Annotated in this window: 27 protein-coding genes; 12 read left to right on the plus strand and 15 right to left on the minus strand. The window is 42.2% G+C overall.

The genetic code is table 11. The features are described 5' to 3' along the window. The first annotated feature begins 119 nt into the window (after nucleotides 1–119). From ACFQ1M_RS07880 to ACFQ1M_RS07910, 7 genes are all read left to right on the plus strand, one after another. Complete coding sequence (locus ACFQ1M_RS07880; protein WP_386406446.1) at nucleotides 120–1,070, plus strand: isopenicillin N synthase family dioxygenase; 951 nt, start codon at nucleotides 120–122, stop codon at nucleotides 1,068–1,070. Nucleotides 1,071–1,078: 8 nt separating this feature from the next. Further along, a complete protein-coding gene (locus ACFQ1M_RS07885; RefSeq protein WP_386406448.1) occupies nucleotides 1,079–2,353 on the plus strand; it encodes a hypothetical protein in 1,275 nt (424 codons plus the stop codon). Nucleotides 2,354–2,355: 2 nt separating this feature from the next. Further along, entirely contained in the window at nucleotides 2,356–2,682 is a 327-nt protein-coding gene (locus ACFQ1M_RS07890) for a translation initiation factor (RefSeq protein ID WP_386406451.1), read from the plus strand. Beyond that, nucleotides 2,682–3,617 (plus strand): DUF1835 domain-containing protein, encoded by a 936-nt coding sequence (locus ACFQ1M_RS07895; RefSeq protein ID WP_386406454.1) that lies wholly within the window; start codon nucleotides 2,682–2,684, stop codon nucleotides 3,615–3,617. The genes ACFQ1M_RS07890 and ACFQ1M_RS07895 overlap by 1 nt, the downstream gene beginning before the upstream one ends. Next, complete coding sequence (locus ACFQ1M_RS07900; protein WP_386406457.1) at nucleotides 3,614–4,489, plus strand: nucleoside phosphorylase; 876 nt, start codon at nucleotides 3,614–3,616, stop codon at nucleotides 4,487–4,489. Before ACFQ1M_RS07895 ends, ACFQ1M_RS07900 begins: the two co-directional genes overlap by 4 nt. Nucleotides 4,490–4,521: 32 nt before the next feature. Beyond that, nucleotides 4,522–5,376 (plus strand): substrate-binding domain-containing protein, encoded by an 855-nt coding sequence (locus ACFQ1M_RS07905; protein ID WP_386406460.1) that lies wholly within the window; start codon nucleotides 4,522–4,524, stop codon nucleotides 5,374–5,376. A gap of 446 nt (nucleotides 5,377–5,822) precedes the next feature. Further along, nucleotides 5,823–6,005, plus strand: a complete 183-nt coding sequence (locus ACFQ1M_RS07910) for a hypothetical protein (RefSeq protein ID WP_386406463.1) — start codon at nucleotides 5,823–5,825, stop codon at nucleotides 6,003–6,005. Nucleotides 6,006–6,030: 25 nt separating this feature from the next. Here the strand turns inward: ACFQ1M_RS07910 and ung are convergent, their stop codons facing one another. Further along, nucleotides 6,031–6,696, minus strand: coding sequence for a uracil-DNA glycosylase (gene ung, locus ACFQ1M_RS07915; protein ID WP_386406466.1), 666 nt, complete (start codon nucleotides 6,694–6,696; stop codon nucleotides 6,031–6,033). A 47-nt stretch (nucleotides 6,697–6,743) separates the two neighbouring features. Between ung and ACFQ1M_RS07920 the strand changes: the two genes are divergently transcribed. The 5 genes from ACFQ1M_RS07920 to ACFQ1M_RS07940 all read left to right on the plus strand — a co-directional run bounded on the left by ACFQ1M_RS07920 (nucleotide 6,744) and on the right by ACFQ1M_RS07940 (nucleotide 10,962). Beyond that, nucleotides 6,744–8,912 carry an endonuclease MutS2 gene (locus tag ACFQ1M_RS07920; protein WP_386406469.1) on the plus strand — a complete coding sequence of 723 codons (2,169 nt, stop codon included), beginning with the start codon at nucleotides 6,744–6,746 and terminating at the stop codon, nucleotides 8,910–8,912. Nucleotides 8,913–8,973: 61 nt separating this feature from the next. Beyond that, a complete protein-coding gene (locus tag ACFQ1M_RS07925; protein WP_386406472.1) occupies nucleotides 8,974–9,387 on the plus strand; it encodes a thiol-disulfide oxidoreductase DCC family protein in 414 nt (137 codons plus the stop codon). 108 nt (nucleotides 9,388–9,495) lie between these two features. Then, complete coding sequence (locus tag ACFQ1M_RS07930) at nucleotides 9,496–9,741, plus strand: hypothetical protein (RefSeq protein ID WP_386406475.1); 246 nt, start codon at nucleotides 9,496–9,498, stop codon at nucleotides 9,739–9,741. A 100-nt stretch (nucleotides 9,742–9,841) separates the two neighbouring features. Beyond that, nucleotides 9,842–10,474 carry a hypothetical protein gene (locus ACFQ1M_RS07935; protein WP_386406478.1) on the plus strand — a complete coding sequence of 211 codons (633 nt, stop codon included), beginning with the start codon at nucleotides 9,842–9,844 and terminating at the stop codon, nucleotides 10,472–10,474. Further along, complete coding sequence (locus ACFQ1M_RS07940) at nucleotides 10,471–10,962, plus strand: hypothetical protein (RefSeq protein ID WP_386406481.1); 492 nt, start codon at nucleotides 10,471–10,473, stop codon at nucleotides 10,960–10,962. Before ACFQ1M_RS07935 ends, ACFQ1M_RS07940 begins: the two co-directional genes overlap by 4 nt. 48 nt (nucleotides 10,963–11,010) lie before the next feature. On the opposite strand, the gene ACFQ1M_RS07945 is transcribed toward ACFQ1M_RS07940, so the two are convergent. From ACFQ1M_RS07945 to ACFQ1M_RS08010, 14 genes are all read right to left on the minus strand, one after another. Then, nucleotides 11,011–11,382, minus strand: coding sequence for a VOC family protein (locus ACFQ1M_RS07945; protein ID WP_386406484.1), 372 nt, complete (start codon nucleotides 11,380–11,382; stop codon nucleotides 11,011–11,013). A gap of 51 nt (nucleotides 11,383–11,433) precedes the next feature. Beyond that, nucleotides 11,434–12,231 (minus strand): YybH family protein, encoded by a 798-nt coding sequence (locus ACFQ1M_RS07950; protein ID WP_386406487.1) that lies wholly within the window; start codon nucleotides 12,229–12,231, stop codon nucleotides 11,434–11,436. 121 nt (nucleotides 12,232–12,352) lie between these two features. Continuing rightward, complete coding sequence (locus ACFQ1M_RS07955) at nucleotides 12,353–12,901, minus strand: hypothetical protein (RefSeq protein ID WP_386406490.1); 549 nt, start codon at nucleotides 12,899–12,901, stop codon at nucleotides 12,353–12,355. Between the two features lie 139 nt (nucleotides 12,902–13,040). Next, a complete protein-coding gene (locus ACFQ1M_RS07960; protein ID WP_386406493.1) occupies nucleotides 13,041–13,856 on the minus strand; it encodes a prohibitin family protein in 816 nt (271 codons plus the stop codon). 34 nt (nucleotides 13,857–13,890) lie between these two features. Beyond that, nucleotides 13,891–15,924: a vWA domain-containing protein gene (locus ACFQ1M_RS07965; protein WP_386406496.1), complete on the minus strand. Its 2,034-nt coding sequence runs from the start codon at nucleotides 15,922–15,924 to the stop codon at nucleotides 13,891–13,893. 144 nt (nucleotides 15,925–16,068) lie between these two features. Further along, nucleotides 16,069–16,815, minus strand: a complete 747-nt coding sequence (gene fabG / locus ACFQ1M_RS07970; protein WP_386406499.1) for a 3-oxoacyl-[acyl-carrier-protein] reductase — start codon at nucleotides 16,813–16,815, stop codon at nucleotides 16,069–16,071. Between the two features lie 131 nt (nucleotides 16,816–16,946). Continuing rightward, nucleotides 16,947–17,819: a succinate--CoA ligase subunit alpha gene (gene sucD / locus ACFQ1M_RS07975; RefSeq protein WP_386406502.1), complete on the minus strand. Its 873-nt coding sequence runs from the start codon at nucleotides 17,817–17,819 to the stop codon at nucleotides 16,947–16,949. Nucleotides 17,820–17,928: 109 nt separating this feature from the next. Next, on the minus strand, nucleotides 17,929–18,336 hold the full coding sequence (locus ACFQ1M_RS07980) for a nuclear transport factor 2 family protein (RefSeq protein ID WP_386406505.1): 408 nt from the start codon (nucleotides 18,334–18,336) through the stop codon (nucleotides 17,929–17,931). Continuing rightward, nucleotides 18,329–19,270, minus strand: a complete 942-nt coding sequence (locus ACFQ1M_RS07985) for a UDP-3-O-(3-hydroxymyristoyl)glucosamine N-acyltransferase (RefSeq protein ID WP_386406508.1) — start codon at nucleotides 19,268–19,270, stop codon at nucleotides 18,329–18,331. Before ACFQ1M_RS07985 ends, ACFQ1M_RS07980 begins: the two co-directional genes overlap by 8 nt. Nucleotides 19,271–19,356: 86 nt before the next feature. Next, nucleotides 19,357–19,923 carry an elongation factor P gene (gene efp / locus ACFQ1M_RS07990; RefSeq protein WP_386406511.1) on the minus strand — a complete coding sequence of 189 codons (567 nt, stop codon included), beginning with the start codon at nucleotides 19,921–19,923 and terminating at the stop codon, nucleotides 19,357–19,359. A gap of 27 nt (nucleotides 19,924–19,950) precedes the next feature. Next, complete coding sequence (gene lpxA / locus ACFQ1M_RS07995) at nucleotides 19,951–20,736, minus strand: acyl-ACP--UDP-N-acetylglucosamine O-acyltransferase (RefSeq protein ID WP_386406514.1); 786 nt, start codon at nucleotides 20,734–20,736, stop codon at nucleotides 19,951–19,953. Nucleotides 20,737–20,739: 3 nt separating this feature from the next. Next, nucleotides 20,740–22,143: a bifunctional UDP-3-O-[3-hydroxymyristoyl] N-acetylglucosamine deacetylase/3-hydroxyacyl-ACP dehydratase gene (locus ACFQ1M_RS08000; protein WP_386406517.1), complete on the minus strand. Its 1,404-nt coding sequence runs from the start codon at nucleotides 22,141–22,143 to the stop codon at nucleotides 20,740–20,742. Continuing rightward, nucleotides 22,136–23,164: a UDP-3-O-(3-hydroxymyristoyl)glucosamine N-acyltransferase gene (lpxD, locus tag ACFQ1M_RS08005; RefSeq protein ID WP_386406520.1), complete on the minus strand. Its 1,029-nt coding sequence runs from the start codon at nucleotides 23,162–23,164 to the stop codon at nucleotides 22,136–22,138. The genes ACFQ1M_RS08000 and lpxD overlap by 8 nt, the downstream gene beginning before the upstream one ends. A 24-nt stretch (nucleotides 23,165–23,188) precedes the next feature. Continuing rightward, the gene (locus ACFQ1M_RS08010) at nucleotides 23,189–24,418 is read right to left on the minus strand and encodes an HD domain-containing protein (protein ID WP_386406523.1); all 1,230 of its coding nucleotides are present in this window, start codon (nucleotides 24,416–24,418) and stop codon (nucleotides 23,189–23,191) included. Nucleotide 24,419 lies beyond the last annotated feature (1 nt).

Genomic DNA, 24,419 nt, shown 5'->3' on the forward strand with positions numbered 1-24,419 from the left:
CTTGTTAGATTTTTGAGAATTGTTGATAACTACGACCCAAACAAAGCTTATTTTTTCGCTAAATTTGTCTTGACGCAGGCTAGCAGCGTTTACAGTTATTAACAATCAAATGATGACCAATGAACAGAATACCAAGTGTTGACCTAAGAGACTTCCTCTCTGAGGATCCGGCAAGAAAGCAAAAATTCATAGACGAAATAGGTAAAGCTTATGAAGAGATTGGCTTTGTAGCCTTAAAAGGGCACTTTTTGGACGAGCAGCTTGTTAAGGACCTCTATGATGAAATAAAGAAATTCTTTGACCTTCCACTTGATGTAAAATCAAAATATGAAATAGAAGGTATCGGTGGGCAACGAGGGTATACCTCGTTTGGAAAAGAACATGCCAAAGGAAAGAAAGAAGGCGACCTGAAGGAGTTTTGGCATTTTGGACAGTATGTACAGGACGACCCAAAACTCGCGGAGGAATATCCAGACAATGTGATGGTCGAAGAGCTTCCAAAATTCAATGAGGTTGGGAAAAAGACCTTTCAAATGCTAGAAAAGACGGCAAAGTATGTTCTTCGTGCTTTGGCACTGCATTTGGGACTAGAAGAAACCTATTTTGATCAATATATCAAAAATGGCAACTCTATCTTGCGTCCTATCCACTACCCGCCTATCACTTCCGAGCCAAAGAATGCCGTGCGAGCTGCAGCCCATGGTGACATCAATTTGATCACCTTGTTGATGGGAGCTCATGGAAAAGGGCTACAGGTACAGAACCACAATGGCGAATGGGTCGATGCTATTGCGGAACCGGACGAATTGATGATCAATGTGGGTGATATGCTTTCCAGACATACCAACAACAAATTAAAGTCGACCATTCACCAAGTGGTAAATCCACCTAAAGAATTCTGGGGAACCTCACGATACTCGATACCTTTCTTCATGCATCCAGTCAGTGAGATGAAATTGGATGTGTTGGAAAGCTGTATCGATGACGAGCATCCCAAGCAATTTGAGGATATCACAGCTGGTGAATTTTTACATGAGCGCTTGGTAGACCTAGGTCTTATCAAGAAGTAACTTTCTTAATGGATGCCTTTTTCAAATGGTACGGCTATGCGTTGCTGTCCATACTCTTTACCATAGTGATGCTAGGAAGCTTGAGATTTCAAGACAGAATAGCGCTTAATGATGGTAAGGGATATGATGGACAGTATTATTATGATGTGGCAGAGCAATTACAAGAAGGGACTACCATACGTACCGAGAGCCCTCAAATTTATCGCTTAGGGACCCCGTTTTTGGCATCATTATTACCTTTTCCCATTCTCGATAGCTTTTTATACGTAAATATGCTGGCATCTTTCATTGGATGCCTCTTGCTGTATTATTGGTTAAGCCTCTTCTTTAAAGACAGAGGGACGGCATTCATCTTTGTGGCGTTCTTTATGCTGCACTGGCTGGTATATCCAAGACTTATAGGGTATTACCCTGCCACTTGCGACCCAGTAGCTTTCGTTTTTATCATGTTGCTGCTCATACTTTTGAGGAAATTACATAAAAAACCAAATGCTAAACATTATGTGCTGTTTGGTATACTTGCGGCCCTCGGCGTCTTTGTCCGAGAGTTTATACTATTATTTTGTCTTGCCATCCCCTTTTTAGGAAATCCTATAGATGTAAAAAAGCCATTCTTTATCAACTTCAAAAAGGTGTTTAAAAAGCTACCGTGGTTTGCGTTCGCTTTGACCTTGGCAACAGGTGCTTTTATTGCCACACATGCCTTGGTCGATGATAGTGGTTTAAAGTACACCTTTGGGTTAGCTATCTACAGGACATTCATAGGAAAGACCATCTTCTTGTTAACTACTGCGATATTCCTAACCTATGGAGTTTCTTGGGTGTTTCTCTTATTTTTCTGGAAAGACACTAAAAAATTCTATTTGAAGTATCACTACCTTTTAGCTTTGGCCGTGTTGGGCATTGCCATCTGCTGGTTTGGAGGAGGTGATACCGAACGTTTTTTCATTTGGTTCTTCCCCGTTTTTATGCTTCCGCTTGGACGTATTTATGAGAAACACGCAAAGCAGTTGCTGCATCCACTGATCATCATCCCGGTGCTATTGACAGCGGTCCTAACGCTTCGGCTATTCTGGCCTATTGCACAACCTCTAGGTAAAGTAGACTTTCAATGGCCATTCTTTCAGTCGTTCAACAATAATTTTGAAGATCATTTTTCTTGGCACAGTGACAAAAGAATTAGTACCTTACTATTTGCTGAGTACTTTGCACTAAGTCTCTATTTATTCTTTATGATCCGACTCATCAACCATTATAACAACAGCAAACGAAAAGGCATTTAATTATGGACCTCCAAGACCAATTGAAAAATTTATTTCCAGAGCATGTTCCTGCAGACGAGCCAAATGAGGCTCCCAAAGATGATATTTGGATGCAAGAGACGCCTATCATTTGCAAATATGAAAAGCGTAAAGGAAAACCAGTCACCATTTTAGAAGGCTATACTGGTGCTGATGCCGATTTTAAGAAGCTGGCAAAAGAGTTAAAGACAAAACTAAGTGTCGGTGGTAGTTTTAAGAACGATCAAATCATCATTCAAGGAGATTATAGAGATGCTATAATGGCAATGCTAAAAGAAAAGGGGTTCAATGTAAAACGAGTTGGAGGCTAATGGAAAGAATACTACATATTACCAATGGCGATAGTCTTTCCGAGTATCTCAAAGACCTGAAGATCGAAGGGCATGTACTCACTTGGCGGGAAATGCTCTGCGAGGGGCCTACTGATTTTGAAATAGGAAGCGAGTATTTTATAAAGAAGCGCATCGACTTTTTAAAGGAGTACTACGATATTCCAATAGCGTTCTACCAACAAAAATTCGTCGAGGAACTAAAGAGCATAGAAGATATCAACAATTTTGAATCTGTTATCCTATGGTTCGAATATGACCTTTTCTGTCATATAAATATGATCGCTGCCATCAGTTGGTTGAAACAGCAAAACGCGAAGCGTCCAGTTTATTTGGTCTGCAGTGGCCGTGTACATGGTGAAGATGGATTAAAAGGGCTCACAGAATTGACCAAGGCACAATTGATGGAACACTACGCGAATAAGATAGCGCTAAAGAATGACGATCTCTTGTTGGCTGTTGATCTTTGGCGATTATATAACAGCCAAAATCATACTACCTTCAAGAAATATGTCACGCAACCCTCTTCCTTTCCTTATTTGTCCAGTTGTCTTAGCGCCCATTTGAAACGGTTTCCCTCAAACCATAACGGACTTGGCCTGTTAGAGGTTCATATCTTAAACTTGATCGACAAAGAGGTCATTAGGTCTAAAAGGCAATTGCTTGGCTACACCCTACACCGACAAGGTTACTATGGTTTGGGTGACCTTCAAATTGAAAAGATCATTAAAAAATTAACGCCTTTTTACACACACGAAGACGACCGCATCGTTTTGAATTTGAAAGGACAGCTGGCTTTGAAAAAAGAGGCAGATTTTTATGATGATATGAAAGATGGAACCATTTTTGGGCAGGCGAAAAAATACGCCGCTAAATACGACATCATTACCAGAAACCTAATAACTGTTCAATTATGAGAATTGCAGAGTCTGAACTTATCGTCAACCCAGATGGTAGTATTTACCATCTAAACCTGCTGCCGAGCGACATTGCGGATACCGTGATATTCGTTGGAGATCCGGGGCGGGTTTCGATGGTCTCCAAGTACTTCGACACCATAGAAGTGAAGAAAGAAAAAAGGGAATTTGTTACGCACACAGGAGTTTTTAATGGAAAAAGACTCTCCGTCATCTCTACAGGAATAGGTCCGGATAACATTGATATTGCGATGAATGAACTGGATGCGCTGGTAAATATCGACCTGCACAAGCGGGAAGTGAAAAAAGAGCATACCGCGCTTAATATCATAAGGATAGGAACCTCTGGTGGAACGATAGAGGCATTGGGCGTGGACAGCTTTTTACTTAGTGAATACGCCATCGGCTTTGATGGCCTATTGCACTACTATCAGAGCGAACATGTGCAAGAGAAGGCCATGCAAGAAGCTTTCATTGAACATACCGATTGGTATAAAGAACATGCGACACCCTACGTCGTCAAATATGACAAAAAATTGGGCGATAAATTGATCTCAGAAAAAGTTCATCTAGGGTTTACAGGAACCAATATCGGGTTTTATGGCCCGCAAGGAAGAACACTGCGAATACCTGTCCAAGATGAAGGATTTCATGAAAAACTCGCTTCTTTTGAATACCAAGGCAAGAGGATCACCAATTTGGAAATGGAAACTTCTACTATATATGGCATGGCGGCGCTTCTTGGACATAGCGCCTGTTCCATGAACTGTATCATCGCTAATCGAGCTTCAGGGACCTTCTCCGAAGATTATCAGAAATCGGTAGACAAGCTTATCAAATACACGTTAGAACGGCTGACCTCATGGTTATAGCCATCATTAGGTTATCTTAAATCGTATTTTGAATGAAGAACGTTAGACTTATCGGTGTGCCCGAACACTTTAACCTTCCATGGCATATGGCCATTGAAGAAGGTGCTTTTGAAGACCGAGGAATCGATCTGCAATGGACCGATGTGCCAGAAGGAACCGGTAGAATGTGTAAAATGCTTAGGGAGGATGAAGCGGATATGGCCATCATTCTTACCGAGGGCATCATCAAAGACATCACCGCTGGGAATCCTTCGAAGATCGTGCAGACCTATGTGCAATCTCCACTACTGTGGGGAATTCATGTAGCTGGTGACTCCTCCTATAAGACGATCGATGACTTAAAGGGGAGCAAGGCCGCCATCAGCAGATACGGTAGCGGAAGTCACTTAATGGCATATGTCCATGCACAAAGTATGGGCTGGGACACTTCACAACTGCGGTTTGAGCTGATCAACAATTTGGAAGGAGCTGTAAAGGCATTGACCAATAGGGAAGCAGATTATTTTATGTGGGAACATTTTACCTCCAAACCCTTGGTAGATAAGGGAATTTTCCGCAACATAAGTGACTTTCCTACCCCATGGCCTTGTTTTGTGATTGCTGCCAGGAATGATATGATTCAGGAAAATTCTGGAATCATCAAACATATCTTGGAAGTGATCAACACCTATACCACGGATTTCAAATCGATTCCGAGTATCGACCGCACTTTGGCCAATAGGTACGAACAACAGCTCGAGGACATTCAGCATTGGTTGAGTAAAACCCGCTGGTCGCAGCGGCTTATCGACAGGGATACGGTGCAAAGCATACAGAATCAGCTAATTGCACTCGCGATCATCGATAAAAAAGTGCCGTACAACGATTTGGTGGCTAAACTCGATTGAAAAATCACGTTTCAGCCATCACCAGACTATCTTCGCTTAGGTAACACTTTTAAATGAGTATTCAATTGAAAAAGAGTTGCTTGACCAGTTGATAAACCTTAATAATCGTTTATAATGTCTTATCTGGCGTTTTTGTGTGCGGTAGCGGTTTTTTTAGTGTCGCTCATATTTTTTTTGATCTTATCTGAATATTTCAAATCGAATTTCAGATAGCACTGTCATACCCAAAATGATTCTAAAGGGCGCATTGGGTAAGCTACCTCTATACTTTTTTAAATCTTTATTACTAAGCGACTTGAAGTGAAGAAAATTCTTCCAAGATTCACGACTGCTCACCATTTGAGGGGAGCAGTTGCATCGTTTAACGTTTAAAGGGTGTCGTTCATCTGAAAGATTATGTTTTGTTGAAGTGGTTATCTACATTTATTTCAAATCAATAACCTTTAATGAGACAGCTATCCTTAATTTTCGTTTTGGCGGGAATAGCAGTTTCTTTTGCATCTTGTGCCTCTAATTGTATGGGGAAGGGAGTTAACAAATACTGTGAACTCGAACAAAGACAAGAAGTGATCACTGTTTCCGCCGAGGACGTAGCATGTAATGAAGATGAAGTAATTACAGTACGTTGAACTTAACTTATGGTGCCCCAAATATTTACCATTTTATCCCTTCAGTCCCATTAGTTTCTAGCAGGTTATTACATTTACTAAAGTGTTTATTCCCAAACCAGAGTCCGCGATTTGCACTTAAGGGCGATGGATGCCCCGATGTGAGTACATGATGTTTGCTTCGATCTATTTTCGCACCTTTCTTTTTAGCATATCCTCCCCACAGTAAAAAAACAACACCTTCTTTTTTATCAGATATGCATTTGATCACCGCATCGGTAAAGACTTCCCACCCCTTCTTCTGGTGGCTTCCTGCTGCGTGCGCCCTTACCGTTAAAGTGGCATTCAACAAAAGTACACCTTGGTCTGCCCAACGTGTTAGGTCACCGCTTTTTGGGTATGGAATGCCAAGGTCCGTCTTTATTTCTTTAAAGATATTGACCAAAGAAGGTGGATGCGGAATACCATCTCTAACAGAAAAACAAAGTCCATTGGCCTGCTTTGGCCCATGGTATGGATCCTGCCCTAGGATCACCACTTTCACCTCCTCGAAAGGACAATGATCAAAGGCAGAGAAGATCTCCTTTCCAGGAGGATAGCATGTTTTGTTCGCATATTCCTGTTTTACAAACGAAGCTAGGGCTTCAAAATAGGGCTTCTCAAACTCTTCTTTTAACTTATCTTTCCAGCTGGGATGAATATTGACGTTCATTAAAATTTGGTACTTTTGTTTCCGCTATCAAAAATAGCAAAATAGCAATGAAGAAGATCGCTCAAAAGACATTAGAAGACTTAGAGTTCGCAGAAGTGCTCAATCAAGTGCTTTCACATGCGAATACTTCGCTGGGAAAGGAGAAGATACAAGCTATCATTCCTTTCTCTGAGCGCGCCTCTTTGCTGTTCGAATTGAATTTGGTCAACGAATATCTATCTTCTTTTGACAATGAAAATCGGATTCCCAACCACGGTTTTGAAACGATCGAAAAGGAAATTCATCTGCTCGGTGTGGAAAACAGCTTTTTAGAAATAGACGGATTCAAGAAAATCGCTTCAATTTCTGACACGGCCAATATCTTGATCCGTTTCCTAAAAAAGTTCCAAGAGTATTATCCCAGCATAAATGAAAGGGCGTCCAATGTTGAGGTGACCAATGATATCATCACGCAGATCAATGCTGTCATCGATCGCTTCGGAGAGGTCAAGGACGATGCTTCGGATGAACTTCGACGTATTCGAAGACAGATGAATCAGGTGCGAGGAAAGATCGGTCAAAGTTTTGGGAGTGCGCTAAGCAGATACCATAACGCCGGATACCTGGACGAGATCAGAGAAACGGTCATCGACAATCGCAGGGTCCTAGCCGTAACTGCCATGCATCGCCGAAAAGTAAAAGGTGCCATCATGGGCAATTCAAAGACTGGCAGCATTGTCTATATTGAGCCAGAAGTCACCTTGCAATATTCGAGAGAACTAAGCAATCTCGAATATGAAGAAAAGGAAGAGGTTACACGGATCTTAAAGACGTTGACCGACTTTTTACGACCATTTACCCCTTTGCTCATCGATTATCAAGAGTTATTGAGCGATATCGATGTGGTGGCAGCAAAAGCAAAATATGCTCAAGAGCTGAATGCCATACTACCAGAAATAACCGAAGAGCGTATCTTTTTTATCAGAGATGCCTATCATCCACTCCTCTATCTCAAGAATGACAGAGAAGGAAAGAAGACCTTTCCACAGACCATCAGTCTGGACAACGAAAATAGGATCATTGTGATCTCTGGGCCAAATGCCGGCGGTAAAAGTATTACCCTGAAGACGATAGGATTACTTCAACTGATGGTACAAAGCGGTATGCTGATCCCTGTTCACGAACGCAGCAAGGTCTGTTTATTTGAACGTATCTTGACCGATATAGGAGATAATCAAAGCATAGAAAATCATCTGAGCACCTATAGCTATCGCCTTAAGAATATGAATCAATTCTTGAAGAAGTGCGATGAGAAAACGCTTTTCCTGATCGATGAATTTGGAACTGGTAGCGACCCAGAATTAGGTGGTGCGCTGGCCGAAGCTTTCTTAGAAGTGTTCTATGAACGTGAAGCCTTTGGAGTGATCACCACACACTATGCGAATTTAAAATTGCTCGCAAATGAGTTGCCGCATATGGCCAACGCCAATATGCAATTCGACAATCGCACGCTAGAGCCTGTGTTCAAATTGGTCTTGGGGGAAGCAGGAAGCTCCTTCACCTTTGAGGTGGCACAAAAAAATGGGATTCCCTATAGCCTGATCAACAAGGCAAAGAAAAAGATAGAGCGAGGAAAAGTCCGTTTTGATGCGACGATCGCCAAGCTTCAAAAGCAGCGCAGTCAGATGGAAAAGACCTCCAGGTCTTTAAAAGATGAAGAGGTGCGAGCCCGCGAGGAAGGTGAGAAAATGGAAGCACTCAATGCCAGATTGAAATCCAAGCTTCAGAATTACCAAGAGTTGTTCGATCACCATCAGCGTATGATCTATCTAGGAAACAAGATCAATAGCATTGCCGAAAAATACTTTTACGATAAAAAGAAGCGCCCATTGATCTCCGAATTCTTACGCATCATCGAAACAGAGAATTCGAAGCGAAAGAAAGCTACCGCCAAAGAGCGGAAAGAGGAAAAACAGAAGAAAGCTGAGGTAGTAAAAGAGGTGGCGGAAGAGATCAAGGAAGTGCGTAAAGAAAAGGTAGAAAAGAAAAAGAAAGAAAAATTGCAGCCACCAAAGCCCAGGCCGGTCCTAAAAGTGGGAGACCGAGTACGCCTGTTGGATGGGAAGTCTGTGGGGAGCATTGATAGTATTGAAAAGAACAAGGCTGTTGTTAATTATGGTATCTTTACGACCAATGTTTCGTTAGAGCAACTGGAATTGGTGGAGGCGAAAAGATAGCCCTCACCCTACCCCTCTTCATATAGGAGATGGGCGTTTTTATTATTTGAACTTTAGAATCATGGAACTGCCAAAAGATAAAAAGATCATCTTCTTCGACGGTGTTTGCAACTTATGCAACGGCGCGGTCCAGTATGTGATCGAACGCGACAAGAAGGATGTTTTTAGGTATGCCTCACTGCAAAGTGATGTCGGGCAGCGCTTTTTAAAGGAACGCAATCTCAATGCAGAAGAATTCGACTCCATCATCCTATACGAGCCTGGAAAGCAATTTCTGCATAAATCCAAAGCAGCCTTTGCTATCATCAAAGAATTTGGAGGTCTTTGGCCACTATTTCGCATCTTTCGTTTCCTCCCTACCTCATTCAATGACTTCTTTTATGATATTGTTGCCAAGAATCGCTACCGATGGTTTGGAAAACAGGAAAGCTGTTGGATCCCGACTCCAGAATTAAAGGCGAAGTTTTTGGGATAACTAGATCAGAAGGTCTATTTACCCTGCACAGGTAAGCGGTGACTCATTCTCAATTCCTTTTTATGGATGACTTGTTTAGGTTTGAATAAACTTTAAACCACCAACGTCATGAGATTCTTACTACTCTTTGTGCTACTCAATTCCTATCATGTTTTTGGAAACGATAAAAAGCAAGCCTCAACTATTGAACAGGTCACGGTCTACCGTTCGGGAGCAGCGATCACCCGCATAGCCAACGTTCGGCTAAAAGAATGTGTCCTAAGCTGGAAGATGACCTTAGAATCCAAAAAAAATTATAGCAAGCAGTTCTCGTATAGAGTGAAATTCCCAAAAGGAAAAAAGATCAACCTTTAAACCTCTGATCTACAGGCGATAGTTTTTTACTGTCGCCTGTTCTTTAATTGACCTAAAACCAATATCTTAGTGTTTTAACAATCAAAACAACCACATATTGATGTTTACACCTTTCGAAGCATATTTTGGTCATGTGGAAAAACTTGGCGGAAATGGATGGCTGCGTGTTCGATTTGATGATGGTCTCGTTTGGCCTATCCCAGAATTTCTACGCGTAAAGGTCAACAAGACCGGGGACCGTGAAAGTTTTCAAGTATTGGAAGGTCGAATGGCAGGAAAAACGGCCACCGTGAAGAAGAAAGGCTGGGAATGGACTTCTTGGGATTGGGACCGGTCGTATTTTGAACAATCCGTTCATCTTGGCAAAGGTTGCCCACATACTGGAAGTGCTTCCGTTACCTTTTATCGGCTTACCGAACGACTCGAAGTTACCGGTCTTGGTACTTTCAATGCCATTACAGACACACGCAATCCTACACCACTTGGAAGTTTTGATCTGGAGATACCGTATGAGCCACATCCAGGAGGTGGTTATTATACAAGCGATTCCAAATATGCCAAAACATGGTTTCGGGTAGGCCACTCGGGAGATCGTTTTCTTCATCCTGGGCGTATATCTGCTGGGTGCATCACCGTAACGGACACTAGACAATGGGATAAGATCTATCAACATCTCATTGTGTCTAGAAAAGACGACCAAAGTATAGGAACTGTAAAAGTAGTTGACCGATGAGAACCATTCTTGCCTTCATCATCCTTTCCACATGGCTCTTTGCATGCAAAGAGCAACCCGAATATGTTAAAGAACCATGTACAGGTTACAAAGAGATCGACCATACGGCTACGTTGAGGATAAATGATACCCTTCCATCATTCTCCGGAGTTACGGATACCGATCGGCGCTTTAGCCTTTCGGCATTATCTCGGAAACATTTCTTTCTGTTTCTGAAGAAGAACATTAAAGAACAAAAGCCCGTGCACATAGGACTTCTTAATGAAGATGTATCCATCAATGACCTTGGCGATACGGCCGCAAATAAAGATGTGGACCTATTGATCGAGAACGACCTGAAAATTGCGGAGCTTTTTGGTCTTGGAACTAAAGACAACGGTGCGTTAAAACACAACACTCTTATTATTACCGATAAAAATAAGATCATCAAAAAGATACTGATAGATATCTGTGAGGATGAACTCAAAGACATCATGGCAGCATTATAGTGATCTATCGAATTTTCTGCTCTATTAAATCAGTTCGGCCTTTTTTTACTATATGTGCTGGTCGATCAGAATGGCATTACCATCAGGGTCCATAACTACAAGACTTGCTGGTCCTTTGGTAGTTTCATCGGCTTCAGATGTTAACTTGACCCCTTTTTGTTTTAGAGCGCGCTGTATATCTCGCACATCATCAAAGTCATCAAGCGTATTTGCATTTGCGTCCCACCCGGGATTGAAGGTAAGAATGTTATTTTCGAACATGCCTTGGAAAAGTCCGATAAGGGCATCCTGATTTTTCATGATCAGATAATTGCGTTCTAGATCCCCCGCAAACACCTTAAACCCGAGGGTCTCATAGAATTCTTTGGAGGTGTTGATATCTTTTACGCTTAGACTTATTGAAAATGCTCCTAATTTCATTTTTTATTATCGTTAGTTATTATGCAGTGTATTGTTGTTTGTCCCCTTTGATCAAATGTTGGAATCTACTAGGATTCGCCATATTCCTTGTTCGTCCCTTTGCCAAACTAGCATATATTTCCCATTGTAGGTCCCCTTACATTGCCCGATCTCATAGGCCAAATTTTCATTTACCATTTGTACGGTTATCGGGTGCAGTGTGAGTTGATAATTGGGGTCATTCATGTACTGATATTCCTGCGTGATAGATTCATGACCAATGATCACTGGCTTGTGACTGAAATAGACGGCATTCTCACTGTACAATTCACTTACCAAGCGCGCTGCATCGTGCAAATTACAAAGCACTACCCACCTGGCCCTGCGCTTGTCGATCTCAATGCTGTAGTTTTGACCTTTATCGACCTTGGCTATAAATTCGAACTCCCTGATATTGTCCGAAGATCTATTCCAGATAAGTAAATGACTATAGGTAGCATTTGCAGTAATGAACCCGCCGATCTCATAGTCAAATCTGTGACGATCATCCGCCTTCACCTTTTTGATGGTATAAATGGAATCTACCGCGAAGGGCTTCTTCTTTAGCAAGGCAATGATCGCATCAGTTCCCGCGGCCACAGTTCCAGAAGCATCAACTTTGATAGAGGTGTCCCCATAGATATGCTGTAAGGAATCATGAAAATTCGTATTCATCCAACACTTCCACTTTTCATTCGAATTCACAATATTGGATACATCTTTAAGACATTCCTCTCCTTTTGAAACTGCTGTTTTCTGCATTTTTCCTTCAGACTTGCAACCAGCAACCATGCAAAGGACAAGCATCAATGGAATAAACAGCTTTTTCATGATGTGCTATTTTAATTTCTAGGAATGATGGCATTATTCACATTTACAATGCGGAATTGAACAAAATTAAAGATACTAATTTTTTTGGGCGCTATGACCATAGGTCAAACAAGGCAATGGGTTATATAATTCGTATTCCATAAAATTGATCGGCAAGAATTAAAATCGAGCTCGATATCATTACAAAAATTGTCGTGGCCAATTGAAATTTCCAATGGAGCTTGTACTTTTTAGAAACGCCGTACACCAAAAGAAACAGGAGCGCAATCACGAGGATGGGGATGGTAAAAGTTCCCAATTCAAAAAATGTACTTATACGACCTTCGTCATTGTGTTTGATGAAATTCATAAAGCCAGCCATTAGGCGCATGTAAAACGGGATAAAGAGCAGCGGATATAGGTATTTGTTCCAGTTATTCGCTCTAAGTATGTAATAAACGATGAATGCTTGAATGATAGTGACCAAGGGGCCTGCAGCCGCAATGTACATATCGTGGATGCCAATCGGATCTTGACCTTCCATCCTAGACACCGAGTTGATCCGCATTATCGACTCATAACCGAGCAATTCGCTCACAAGCCAATGCGCAAACTCGTGAAGCAGCCAAGTAACGATCACAGCCATCATAACGGCAAGGATGTATTTGAAGGTGATGCTTTGATTGACCATACTTTACTAAACTACAACTTAAAAGGCTATTAAGTATCGTAAAGACGCATTTTTACATTGGAGGAAGGCCCAATTTCTTTTTGCAAAAAAGAAGCCCAAGGTAGTTCACCTTGGGCTTTTCATCCTATATTTTTAAATCCTATTGGTTTCCTAAAATGATTGGAAGTCCCCCATCGCCCCCACCAACAACGATCACCTTGCTGTTTGGTGATTTTGAAAGCTCTAGCGTAGCTTGTATTCCTTTTTCCTGAAGGATCTTCTCTGATAGCGATGCATTTAAGATACGGTTGGCCGCAGCCTTCCCTTCTGCATCGATCCTTTGACGCTCGGCCTCTTGCTTGGCCTTCTCTAAACGGAATTCATATTCCAATGCCTCCTGCTCCTGTTTTAGCTTCCGCTCAATGGCATCCTTGATAGTGGCAGGCAGTGTTACGTCACGCACCAAAACCTGATTTAATTGAACGTACTGGTCATCGAGGATCTTTTTGGTTTCAATAAAGATCTCCTCTTGAATGGCATCACGTTTAGTTGAGTACAATTGCTCAGGCGTATAGCGCCCAACCACGCTACGTGCTGCGGATCGAAATGCTGGTTTTATGACACGTTCTTCATAGTCCTCCCCTTTTTCTTGGTGTAATTTGCCCAAGTTTTCAGCTTGTGGCTGATACCAGGCAGTTGCATCTAGCGCAATTTCGAGGCCGTTAGACGAAAGTACTCGCATCGGCTCTGAAAGTTGTTGCTGTCTAACTTCGTATATGTAGATCTTGTTCCAAGGAAAGACAAAGTGAAAGCCTTCGCCTTTGGCCGGTTCATCTGTTACAACCCCATCTCCAAAACGCTCGTAAAGTACGCCTGCTTCACCAGATTCTATTGTTACGGCCGATTTACTGATCAATATAATTCCTACTATGACTATAAAAAGGATAGGTAATCCGATCTTGGGTAATTTGTCCATTTTGTAATTGTTATTAAGTTATATTTCTGTGTTATTAAATAAGTCCATTGTATTTCCTCAAAAACCACTCTGACGCCAAGCTTAAAGCAATAATCGCCAGCAGCCATTTCCAATCTATTAAAGGTACGACATTTTCAGTTCGTTTTTGAATCGGTGTATACCGCTGGTCAGTGAGCAGATCGTTGATCATCTGATCCTTCTGATAGGCGAAATAGTAATTTCCCGAAGTATTAGTAGCAAGTTGTTGCAGTTTTGTTACATCGGCATTTAAAAACTGTTTTTCCACATCGAATGCCAATATTGAAAAACTTCCCGAACGCGATAATTCTTCACCGACCACCTGAACCGTAAAATCATAATCCCCAGCCGGCATACTACTCAAGTCCGCTTGATAATAGTTGTTCCTTAACAACATGGGAACCACTTGCGTCTGCTGTGTTGCCTTACTCTTCATGACAATACGCAGTGTTCCTCTATTGTCAAAGATATAATTGCGATCAAAGTACTGTGCACTCACCTTCACTTCTGCATTGCCATAATAAAAGGATTCATAGGAAATATCTAGGCGCTGCTTTCGCTTGTTGGAAGCAAGATATTGAGTTATCTTTCCCAGGAAAGCATCAAAACTCTCAAAGCTTCGTGTATCTAAAAAGGTTTGCGCACGCCAGCGCCAAAGATCCTCTCCCAACAGCAAGGCGTATTTTTGTTCGTCTTTTTGGAAGGTTGTAAGCAATGGTTTCTGCGTTTCCACACTACCGATCTTTTTATATAGGAGCACATCAAACGGAATAGAGAATTTTATATCACCAAAAGAAGATCTCAACGGTGGAAAACCATCAAAGCCGATGTCTTCAGTGATGAAACTATTGTAATTGATATTCCAAATGGGCTGAACGTCTTCCACCTGTCCAGTAAGGTCGTGTGTAAAACCAAGTTCCGCGCGATTCAATAGATTCCAGCTGGTTTTAGTTCCTGCGATGATCAAGGCATTCTTCTTTTCTTTGTCCAATGCCGTGAAGAACGACGAAAAACTGAAATCTGGTTGAAAGACGACCAGTAATTGGTATTGGTTGATGTCTGCCAATGCCTTTGAAGGAGACACTATGGTGACCGAACGTTGTTTGTTGGATTCCAGCGATTTTTTCAACGCTCCTATATCTGGATGCTTCATCGAGGAAACGATGGCGATGTTGGTCTTTTCATCAATGACCTCGATAGCGAAATACTTGCTGTTGTTCTCCTTGTTTTGTTCTTCAGGAAGTGGGGTGATGGATGCTTGAAGGGTTTGGACACCCACCCTAGTTGCCGGGAGTTCGATTTGAATTACCTCTGAGGTCTTCTCCTTGGAAAAACTCACATTCTTGCGATACAAGACAGTATTCCCCGCACTGAGTCTAAATTGTGAATTAACGGCCTCCTGACCCTGATAAGTGACGATCGCCTCGATAGGAAATTTGTTATTGAGATAGGCATACTTGTTGACGTTCAGTTGCTGCAATCTCAGATCTGAATAGACGAGCGTGTCGCCTAGGATCACTGGAAAGACCTCATTGGGAAAAGTGGTGGATGTATACTGGTAATTTCTCCCGAAGGTTTGATTTCCATCGGTGATGAGCACTATTGGTGCTGTCTTATCTTTATAGACCTCTTCAAGTGAAGAAAGGGCTTTGGCTATATTCGTCTGCTTTTCGTCGAACGAAAGCGTATCTGAGGCATTCAATTCTGTCCCAAATGTATAACGGTCGATCTGAAAGCGATCTTGTAGTTCATCGTGGGTGTTGATATCCGACAACAATTGTTGGACATTCTCGGATTGTCCTAATGCTGCGATAGACGAAGAGTTGTCGACTGCGAGCACCAGTTTTGGCTTTTCAACATCATAGGATACCTGCTTGAATTGCGGATTGATGAGCAATAGAAGCACCCCAAAGAAAGTCACAAAACGCAAGAAGCCGAAAAGCACATTTCTTTTGGCACTCCCCTTCCCTTTAATGAAATAATGAAAGAAAGCTGCGAGCAACGCAGCTATTCCGGCAAGAATAATATATAAAATGGTCGTTGTCAGCATCTATTGAATTATCCTTCGAAGTTATATATTAATTCTCATTTGAGAAACCTTGATAGGATATGTTTAACAAGAAAATGAATAGCCTATAAACAAAAGAGCCTCGAGCGAACCCAAGGCAATATTTCTTTCCTCGTCAAATCTAATTTAAGTAAGCATTCCCCCATCCACATTCAGGGTCTGTCCGGTAACATAGTCTGAAAGATCGGATGCCAAGAACACACAGGCATTGGCCACATCTTCAGGTCTCCCACCGCGCTTTAAAGGAATGGCATCTCTCCAACCTTGTACAACATCCTCTGGTAGTTTGCCTGTCATTTCGGTCTCTATGAATCCAGGCGCGATGACATTGCTGCGAATATTTCTGGATCCCAATTCCAGAGCCACAGATTTAGAAAATCCTATGATCCCTGCTTTGGAGGCCGCATAGTTGGTCTGTCCGGCATTTCCCTTGACACCGACCACCGAGCTCATATTGATGATCGACCCCTTGCGTTGTTTCAGCATGGTCCGCTGTACCGCCTTCGTCATGTTAAAGACCGATTTGAGATTCACCTCGATAACGGTATCAAAATCCTCCTCAGAGATACGCATCAAAAGATTGTCTTTCGTTATTCCTGCATTATTGACCAGTACATCGATACTTCCAAATTCTTTGAGTACTTCAGCAGCCAGATCCTGTGCTTGCTGAAAATCTGCCGCATTGCTCTGATAGCCCTTCGCCTTCACGCCCATGGCATTCAATTCTTTTTCCAATTCGCTGGCAGCCTCTACCGAGGAGCTGTATGTGAATGCAACATTGGCTCCATGCTTTGCAAAAACTTCTGCTATTCCTTTACCAATTCCGCGACTGGCGCCTGTGATGATGGCCGTTTTACCTTCTAATAACTTCATGGTTGTTATGTGTAGTTAGTTTGTATAAAATGCAATTCAAATATAAGCGTTTTCCTTTGGGTAACGTAGCGCCTTGAACAGAAAAAGCCTCACTAAAATTAGCGAGGCCTTCTATTTTATCTCGATTAAGTTTATCCTAAAACTTCTGCGACTTTCTTGCCGATCTCTGCTGGAGAATCTACGACATGGATCCCGCATTCCTTCATAATAGCCTTCTTGGCCTGGGCAGTATCATCACTTCCACCAACAATGGCACCAGCGTGTCCCATCGTACGTCCGGCAGGTGCCGTTTCCCCTGCGATAAAACCGATCACAGGCTTCTTACTTCCGCTTTGTTTGTACCATTTTGCCGCATCACCTTCGAGCTGCCCGCCGATCTCTCCGATCATCACAACTGCCTCGGTTTCGGGGTCATTGATCAATAACTCTACCGCTTCCTTGGTAGTGGTACCGATAATGGGGTCACCACCAATTCCGATGGCGGTCGTTATACCTAGACCCTGCTTTACCACTTGGTCAGCAGCTTCGTAGGTCAATGTTCCCGATTTAGAGACGATGCCCACATTGCCCTTTTTGAAGACAAATCCTGGCATGATACCAACCTTAGCTTCTCCTGGTGTGATGACACCCGGACAGTTAGGACCGATCAAACGCGCCCCTTTGTCTTTGATATAATTGTTAGCCTTTACCATATCCGCAACAGGGATTCCCTCCGTGATGGCAATGATGACTTTGATGCCTGCATCCGCAGCTTCCATAATGGCATCTGCGGCAAACGCGGGAGGGACAAAAATAATCGTTGTATCCGCACCAACTTTTTCAACCGCTTCTTCAACGGTATTGAAAACCGGTTTTCCAAGGTGCTCCTGCCCTCCTTTTCCTGGAGTGACGCCTCCTACAACATTGGTCCCGTATTCGATCATTTGACCGGCATGGAACGTACCTTCACTACCGGTGAAACCTTGTACGATTATCTTAGAATCCTTATTGACTAAAACGCTCATCTATTCTTTGATTTTTGAATTTGGCTACGCAAAAATAGGGTAATGCAAAGGAAAAATAAAGGCTTTTTGAAACTTTATTGCTCCTGCATTCAGCATAGTATAGGAAGCCTTATTTTTTCCGATAGGAAGCGAGGTTCACCGGGTCGGCATCCGCAAGCTGACTAAGTTCATACCCGCGATAGAGCTTTCCGTCCTTTACTTCCCAAATGGTCATAAAATGTGCCAATGGCATTTCTTCATCAGGATTCTCTATGGTTCTTACATGATAGGTATATCTAACACAGACCTTGTCGTCTTCTCTTATCACATGGCTAATATCTGCTCTTAATGAGCGATAGGTATTCTTTAGATTTGATACTAGATTCACAAATCCATCAAAGTCCAATTTGATAAAACCATCACTACTACTCCAATGAAGTTCCACCTCAGGATGCAAAAACGACTTCATCACCTCCTCGTTCTTATAGGCATCGGAGTTGTAAAAATCTCTTACCAGTTTTTTAATTGATTTACTCATTTTTCTTTTTCAATTTTTCTATGATGCCGGGCAACTGTCTCAAAGCGGCCAATTCTTTATAGATCACCCTAAATTCTTGGGCAGGACTGCCAAAATAGCGTTTATTGCCATCCAAGGATTTGCTCACACCCGATTGTGCAGATATGACAGATTTGGCACCTATGGTCGCTCCGCTCGTTATCCCAACCTGTCCCCAAAGCGTTACTTCGTCCTCGATGATCGCACAGCCGGCAATTCCGGTCTGTGAGGCGATCAAGCATTTCTTTCCAATAACGGTATCGTGACCTACATGGACCTGGTTATCGATCTTGGTGCCTTCTTTTATGGTCGTGTCTCCCGTGACTCCTCTGTCGATCGTACATAAAGCACCGAGATCCACATGGTCCTCAATTACCACTCTTCCGCCAGATTTGAGTTTGTCGAATCCCTCGGGGCGATTTTTGTAATAAAAGGCATCGGCTCCCAATACGGTACCCGCATGAATGGTCACATTGTTTCCGATGACCGTGTCATCATAGATGCTCACGTTCGAGTGAATAACGCAATGATCTCCTATGACCACATTGTTTCCAATGAAAGCACCAGGCTGAATAACGGTATGCGCTCCAATAGTCGCACTGGAAGAGATCAATGCGTCGGATCTTTCAAAAGGTTTAAAGTATTCTGTTAGTTTGTTGAAATCCCTGAATGGATCGTCACTTATCAACAGGGCTTTCCCTTCTGGGCAATCGACTTGTTTGTTGATCAATACAATGGTGGCAGCCGATTGTAAGGCCTTCTCATAATATTTTGGATGGTCAACAAAAACGATATCTCCTGGGGAAACCACATGGATCTCATTCATGCCCAATACAGGGAAATCGTCTTTTCCAACGAATTCGGCATCGATAATGGTAGCGATCTGTTTTAATGTATGTGGTTGTGGAAAACGCATAGGCGAACAAACTTATAAAAAAAAATCCCGAATCTCCTGAAAAATGGCTCAGTCAATTCGGAATTTATGAAATTTTGAATTGTTTATTATTCTTTGACCCTTTCTTGATAGGTTCCCTTCTCGGTCTCTATCTTGATCTTATCTCCTTCATTGATGAATAAAGGAACATTGACGCGAGCCCCCGTCTCAACCGTTGCGGGCTTGGTGGCGTTGGTCGCGGTATTTCCTTTAACTCCCGGTTCTGTGTGCGTGACTTCGAGAATTACGCTTTGCGGCATCTCAACAGAAAGCGGTGCATTATCCTCGGTATTGATGATCACCGTGACGATCTCACCTTCTTTCATAAGGTCTGGCGCATCTAAGGCGTCCTTTTGAAGCGCTATCTGGGAGTAATCCTCTGTATGCATAAAATGATAGGTCTCTCCTTCGTTGTACAAGAACTGAAACTTATGCGTTTCTACACGAACGTCATCTATTTTATGACCTGCGGAAAAAGTGTTATCGATAACTTTTCCTGAGGTTACGCTCTTTAGCTTTGTACGAACAAAAGCAGGTCCCTTGCCTGGCTTTACATGCAAGAATTCGATGATCTTATAGATGTCATGATTGTATTTGATACAAAGTCCTTTTCTTATATCTGAGGTTGATGCCATGGTATTGCTATTATGATAAGTTTTGATTTATGAATTTGAGAAGTACCCTTTCATGATACCTCGTTGGGAATCCTTGATGAACTGAAGAATTTCATCCCTTTCTGATGTTGCTTCCATCTCGGCCTCAATGATCTCTGCTGCCTGAGAGTTGTTATAGTTCTTTTGATAAAGGATCCTATAGATGTTTTGTATTTCGCGTATCTTATCGGTCGAATAGCCTCTTCTTCGTAATCCTACGGAATTGATTCCCACGTACGAAAGTGGTTCACGTGCTGCCTTTACATATGGCGGCACATCTTTTCGCACCAAAGACCCTCCAGTTACAAAGGCGTGATTTCCAACCGAACAAAACTGATGCACGGCGGTCATACCTGCCAAAATAACGTAATCACCCACGTTGATATGACCCGCCAGGGTACTATTATTAGAGAAGATACAATTGTCACCAACGATACAGTCATGGGCAATATGACAATAGGCCATGATCAGACAATTATTGCCGATCTTCGTCTTCATTCGATCTGCGGTACCCTTGTTGATGGTCACGCATTCCCTGATGGTCACATTATCCCCTATTTCGGCTGTGGTTTCCTCTCCCTTATATTTTAGGTCTTGCGGAGGTGCAGAGATTACCGCACCTGGAAATATATTGCAATTCTTACCGATACGCGCTCCTTCCATTATGGTCACATTAGAGCCGATCCACGTTCCTTCACCAATGACCACATTATTGTGAATAGTGGTGAAGGGCTCTATTACCACGTTCTTCGCGATCTTAGCGCCTGGATGCACATATGCTAATGGTTGATTCATATTTTAGTCTTTCTTTTTTAAGATTTGAGCCATCAATTCGGCCTCGGTCACTAATTTCCCATTGGCATAGGCATATCCCTGCATATGGCAAATACCTCTTCTTATCGGTGAAAGTAATTCGAGCTTAAAGATCAACGTGTCACCGGGATGCACCATTTGCTTGAACTTCACCTTATCTATTTTCATGAAGAAAGTAAGATAGTTTTCAGGATCTGGCACGGTACTAAGCACTAATATACCACCCGTCTGAGCCATCGCTTCGACTTGAAGCACCCCTGGCATTACAGGAGCGCCTGGGAAGTGTCCTGCAAAAAAGGGTTCGTTCATGGTTACGTTCTTCACTCCGACCACGTGCTTGTCCGAAAGTTCCAAGATCTTATCTACCAATAAGAACGGTGGCCTGTGCGGCAGCATATTCATGATCTTGGTGACATCCATCAAAGGTTCTTTGTGCAAATCGTACGAAGGCACTTTATTTCGTTTCTCTATCTTGATGATCTTTGAGAGCTTCTTTGCAAATTGTGTGTTTACAAAATGCCCTGGTTTATTTGCAATCACTTTCCCTCTGATGCGTGTGCCAGTAAGCGCCAAGTCACCTACGACGTCTAGAAGCTTATGCCTGGCGGCCTCATTGGGATAATGCAGTGTCAAGTTATCTAATATACCGTTCGGTTTTACAGCGATGGAATCCTTTTTGAAGGCGACTTTCAGTTTTTCCATGGTGTCAGTAGACAGTTCCTTGTCTACATAGACGATCGCATTATTTAGGTCGCCACCCTTTATGAGCCCATGCTCTAAGAGCATTTCTAACTCGTGCAAGAAACTAAAAGTTCTAGCATCGGCGATCTCGTTCTTAAATTCTGAAAGATTTTTTAAGGTTGCGTTTTGGGTACCAAGCACCTTGGTGCCAAAATCTACCATCGTCGTAACCTGATAGGTCTCTGCAGGTATAACAGTGATCTCACTCCCCGTTTCTTCATCGGTATAAGAAATAACATCTCTAACGATGTATTCTTCCCTATCAGCTTCTTGATCAACAATCCCCGCTTTTTCTAGCGCTTCGACAAAATACTTCGCAGAACCATCCATGATCGGTGGTTCGGAAGCATCAAGTTCGATAAGTACGTTATCGATCTCCAAGCCGACCAAAGCCGCCAAAACGTGCTCTGATGTCTGTATCTTCACACCCTTCTTTTCTAAGTTGGTTCCCCTTTGGGTGTTGGTGACATAATTGGCATCTGCCTCGATCACTGGATTGCCTTCCAGATCTACTCTCATAAATGCATAACCGTGATTTACATCGGCTGGTTTGAATGTCATGGTCACATCTTTCCCCGTATGTAGCCCAACTCCTTTGAGGGTCACTTCTTTTGCAATGGTACGTTGCTTAGAAACCAAGTTACTCATTGTCTTTTATCTTTTTCTCTAATTGATGAATTGAATTAGCCAATTTAGGCAAGTTCTTAAAATGTACGTAAGACTTATTGTAATCACCATAATTAAGCGCTGGTGAACCTTGTAACACTTCGTTGTCCTTAATATTTCTACCAATACCAGATTGTGCTTGAATTTTTACATTATCGCCGATGGTTATATGTCCAACGATGCCCACCTGGCCGCCGATCATGCAGTTTTTCCCAATTTTAGTGGAGCCTGCGACCCCAGTCTGTGCGGCAATTACAGTATTCTCTCCAATCTCCACATTATGTGCGATCTGAATTTGATTGTCCAACTTTACACCTCTGCGTATAACAGTAGAGCCTAGAGTTGCACGGTCGATGGTAGTACCAGCACCAATGTCCACATGATCCTCTAAGATCACATTGCCGGTTTGTGGAACCTTTTGAAATTCGCCTTTCTCGTTAGGAGCAAACCCAAAGCCATCGGCACCGACCACGGCACCACTATGGATGACACAATCGTGTCCGATGATACTTTCTGAATAGATCTTTGCCCCTGCAAAGACAATGACATTGTCGGAAATAACAACATTATCTCCAATATAGACATTGGGGTATATCTTCACATTGGCCCCAATTTTCACATTTTCACCGATATAGGAAAAGGCACCTACGTAAATATTTTCGCCATAGACGGCAGACTCTGAGATAAAAACTGGCTGTTCAACACCTGTCTTATTCAACTTTACCTGATTGTAATATTCCAATAGTTTCGAAAACGACTTATAGGCATCTTCCACCTTTATCAAGGTCGTTTGTATGTCCTGTTCAGCCTCGAAGGTTTTATTTACGATGGTAATGGAAGCTTCGGTAGAATATATGAAAGAAGTATATTTTGGATTGGCTAAAAAGGTCAAAGAGCCTTTTGTACCCTCTTCGATCTTTGATAGTTTAGAGACCTCAACATCAGGATTTCCTACAACTTCGCCTTCTAAAATACCGGCTATTTGGTTTGCTGTGAACTTCATTTTGGCAAAAGTATAAAAAATGTGTTAAAGTTTTTCTTTTGGGGAACACATATAATATTTCGTCACCCTTTTAGAAAGTGCCTTCAGATTCAACTCGTCTGACGCTTTGACCACGTCGACCACTTTCCCCGTTTTCTTTAAAATACTAATTCTCTGTTTATCATTATCGTAAGCGGTATTGGAAACTTCTCCAGTAAACACGAAATAAGCGGCCTCGTCCAATGAGATGTTATATCGATCTACAAGCTTGGCCATTTCAAGCGTCACGTTTTCTTGTGATACCGGTTTGTTCTTCATCTTTATCTTCAGCAAGTCGCGATTCACGATCATTTTACAGAGATTGGAAAGAACAAAATCCTCATGATGCTGCCATTCTTTCATTGCAGAGACGATATCAACGTCATCCAGACTGCCAAAGAGTTCGAGAATGTTATCATCGAAGTCTTCAAGCGATATCTGGTTATATAAAAAGAACGACAGTGCCTTACTACAGGACAAGTTCACTTTTCTACTCACTAATTCTTTAGCGCGCTTTAGAACACGGATCAATAACATTTCTGCGACGATACTCGTTTTATGAAGATATACCTGCCAGTACATCAATCTGCGTGCTACGAGAAACTTTTCTATAGAATAAATTCCCTTTTCTTCAACGACCAACTCGTCATTGACCACATTGAGCATGGTGATCAATCGCTCTGAGTTGATATTGCCTTCTGCCACTCCTGTATAGAAACTATCTCTCTTTAGATAATCAGTTCTGTCCATATCCAGTTGGCCAGAGATCAGCTGACTCATAAAATTCCGATGGTAATTACCTTTAAAAATATCGATCGCCAATGTTAATTTCCCGTTAAACTCTTTATTCAAAACTTCCATAAAAAGCAAGGAGATCTCCTCGTGATGAACCCCATCTACGATACTGTTTTCCATGGCATGGGAGAAGGGGCCGTGACCGATATCGTGCAATAAAATAGCTATTTGAAGCGCCTCTTTTTCAGCTTCAGAAATTATAACTCCCTTAAAATTAAGGACATCTACGGCCTTCCCCATCAAATGCATGCAACCCAAAGCATGGTGAAAACGCGTATGATGTGCTCCTGGATAGACAAGATAGGAAAGTCCCATCTGAGATATTCTGCGAAGCCGCTGAAAATATTTATGTTCGATCAGATCAAAGATCAAGGCATTAGGAATTGTAATAAAGCCATAAATCGGATCGTTCAATATTTTTAGTTTGTTTCTTTTATTCAAG

This window comes from Sungkyunkwania multivorans (assembly GCF_042675645.1).
In the GTDB taxonomy this organism is placed as follows: domain Bacteria; phylum Bacteroidota; class Bacteroidia; order Flavobacteriales; family Flavobacteriaceae; genus Sungkyunkwania; species Sungkyunkwania multivorans.

Excerpts from the sequence above, each read along its gene's own strand:
- ACFQ1M_RS07880 (WP_386406446.1), top strand. The coding sequence starts at position 120 with ATGAACAGAATACCAAGTGTTGACCTAAGAGACTTCCTCTCTGAGGAT.
- ACFQ1M_RS07885 (WP_386406448.1), top strand. The coding sequence starts at position 1,079 with ATGGATGCCTTTTTCAAATGGTACGGCTATGCGTTGCTGTCCATACTC.
- ACFQ1M_RS07890 (WP_386406451.1), top strand. The coding sequence starts at position 2,356 with ATGGACCTCCAAGACCAATTGAAAAATTTATTTCCAGAGCATGTTCCT.
- ACFQ1M_RS07895 (WP_386406454.1), top strand. The coding sequence starts at position 2,682 with ATGGAAAGAATACTACATATTACCAATGGCGATAGTCTTTCCGAGTAT.
- ACFQ1M_RS07900 (WP_386406457.1), top strand. The coding sequence starts at position 3,614 with ATGAGAATTGCAGAGTCTGAACTTATCGTCAACCCAGATGGTAGTATT.
- ACFQ1M_RS07905 (WP_386406460.1), top strand. The coding sequence starts at position 4,522 with ATGAAGAACGTTAGACTTATCGGTGTGCCCGAACACTTTAACCTTCCA.
- ACFQ1M_RS07910 (WP_386406463.1), top strand. The coding sequence starts at position 5,823 with ATGAGACAGCTATCCTTAATTTTCGTTTTGGCGGGAATAGCAGTTTCT.
- ung (WP_386406466.1), bottom strand. The coding sequence starts at position 6,696 with ATGAACGTCAATATTCATCCCAGCTGGAAAGATAAGTTAAAAGAAGAG.
- ACFQ1M_RS07920 (WP_386406469.1), top strand. The coding sequence starts at position 6,744 with ATGAAGAAGATCGCTCAAAAGACATTAGAAGACTTAGAGTTCGCAGAA.
- ACFQ1M_RS07925 (WP_386406472.1), top strand. The coding sequence starts at position 8,974 with ATGGAACTGCCAAAAGATAAAAAGATCATCTTCTTCGACGGTGTTTGC.
- ACFQ1M_RS07930 (WP_386406475.1), top strand. The coding sequence starts at position 9,496 with ATGAGATTCTTACTACTCTTTGTGCTACTCAATTCCTATCATGTTTTT.
- ACFQ1M_RS07935 (WP_386406478.1), top strand. The coding sequence starts at position 9,842 with ATGTTTACACCTTTCGAAGCATATTTTGGTCATGTGGAAAAACTTGGC.
- ACFQ1M_RS07940 (WP_386406481.1), top strand. The coding sequence starts at position 10,471 with ATGAGAACCATTCTTGCCTTCATCATCCTTTCCACATGGCTCTTTGCA.
- ACFQ1M_RS07945 (WP_386406484.1), bottom strand. The coding sequence starts at position 11,382 with ATGAAATTAGGAGCATTTTCAATAAGTCTAAGCGTAAAAGATATCAAC.
- ACFQ1M_RS07950 (WP_386406487.1), bottom strand. The coding sequence starts at position 12,231 with ATGAAAAAGCTGTTTATTCCATTGATGCTTGTCCTTTGCATGGTTGCT.
- ACFQ1M_RS07955 (WP_386406490.1), bottom strand. The coding sequence starts at position 12,901 with ATGGTCAATCAAAGCATCACCTTCAAATACATCCTTGCCGTTATGATG.
- ACFQ1M_RS07960 (WP_386406493.1), bottom strand. The coding sequence starts at position 13,856 with ATGGACAAATTACCCAAGATCGGATTACCTATCCTTTTTATAGTCATA.
- ACFQ1M_RS07965 (WP_386406496.1), bottom strand. The coding sequence starts at position 15,924 with ATGCTGACAACGACCATTTTATATATTATTCTTGCCGGAATAGCTGCG.
- fabG (WP_386406499.1), bottom strand. The coding sequence starts at position 16,815 with ATGAAGTTATTAGAAGGTAAAACGGCCATCATCACAGGCGCCAGTCGC.
- sucD (WP_386406502.1), bottom strand. The coding sequence starts at position 17,819 with ATGAGCGTTTTAGTCAATAAGGATTCTAAGATAATCGTACAAGGTTTC.
- ACFQ1M_RS07980 (WP_386406505.1), bottom strand. The coding sequence starts at position 18,336 with ATGAGTAAATCAATTAAAAAACTGGTAAGAGATTTTTACAACTCCGAT.
- ACFQ1M_RS07985 (WP_386406508.1), bottom strand. The coding sequence starts at position 19,270 with ATGCGTTTTCCACAACCACATACATTAAAACAGATCGCTACCATTATC.
- efp (WP_386406511.1), bottom strand. The coding sequence starts at position 19,923 with ATGGCATCAACCTCAGATATAAGAAAAGGACTTTGTATCAAATACAAT.
- lpxA (WP_386406514.1), bottom strand. The coding sequence starts at position 20,736 with ATGAATCAACCATTAGCATATGTGCATCCAGGCGCTAAGATCGCGAAG.
- ACFQ1M_RS08000 (WP_386406517.1), bottom strand. The coding sequence starts at position 22,143 with ATGAGTAACTTGGTTTCTAAGCAACGTACCATTGCAAAAGAAGTGACC.
- lpxD (WP_386406520.1), bottom strand. The coding sequence starts at position 23,164 with ATGAAGTTCACAGCAAACCAAATAGCCGGTATTTTAGAAGGCGAAGTT.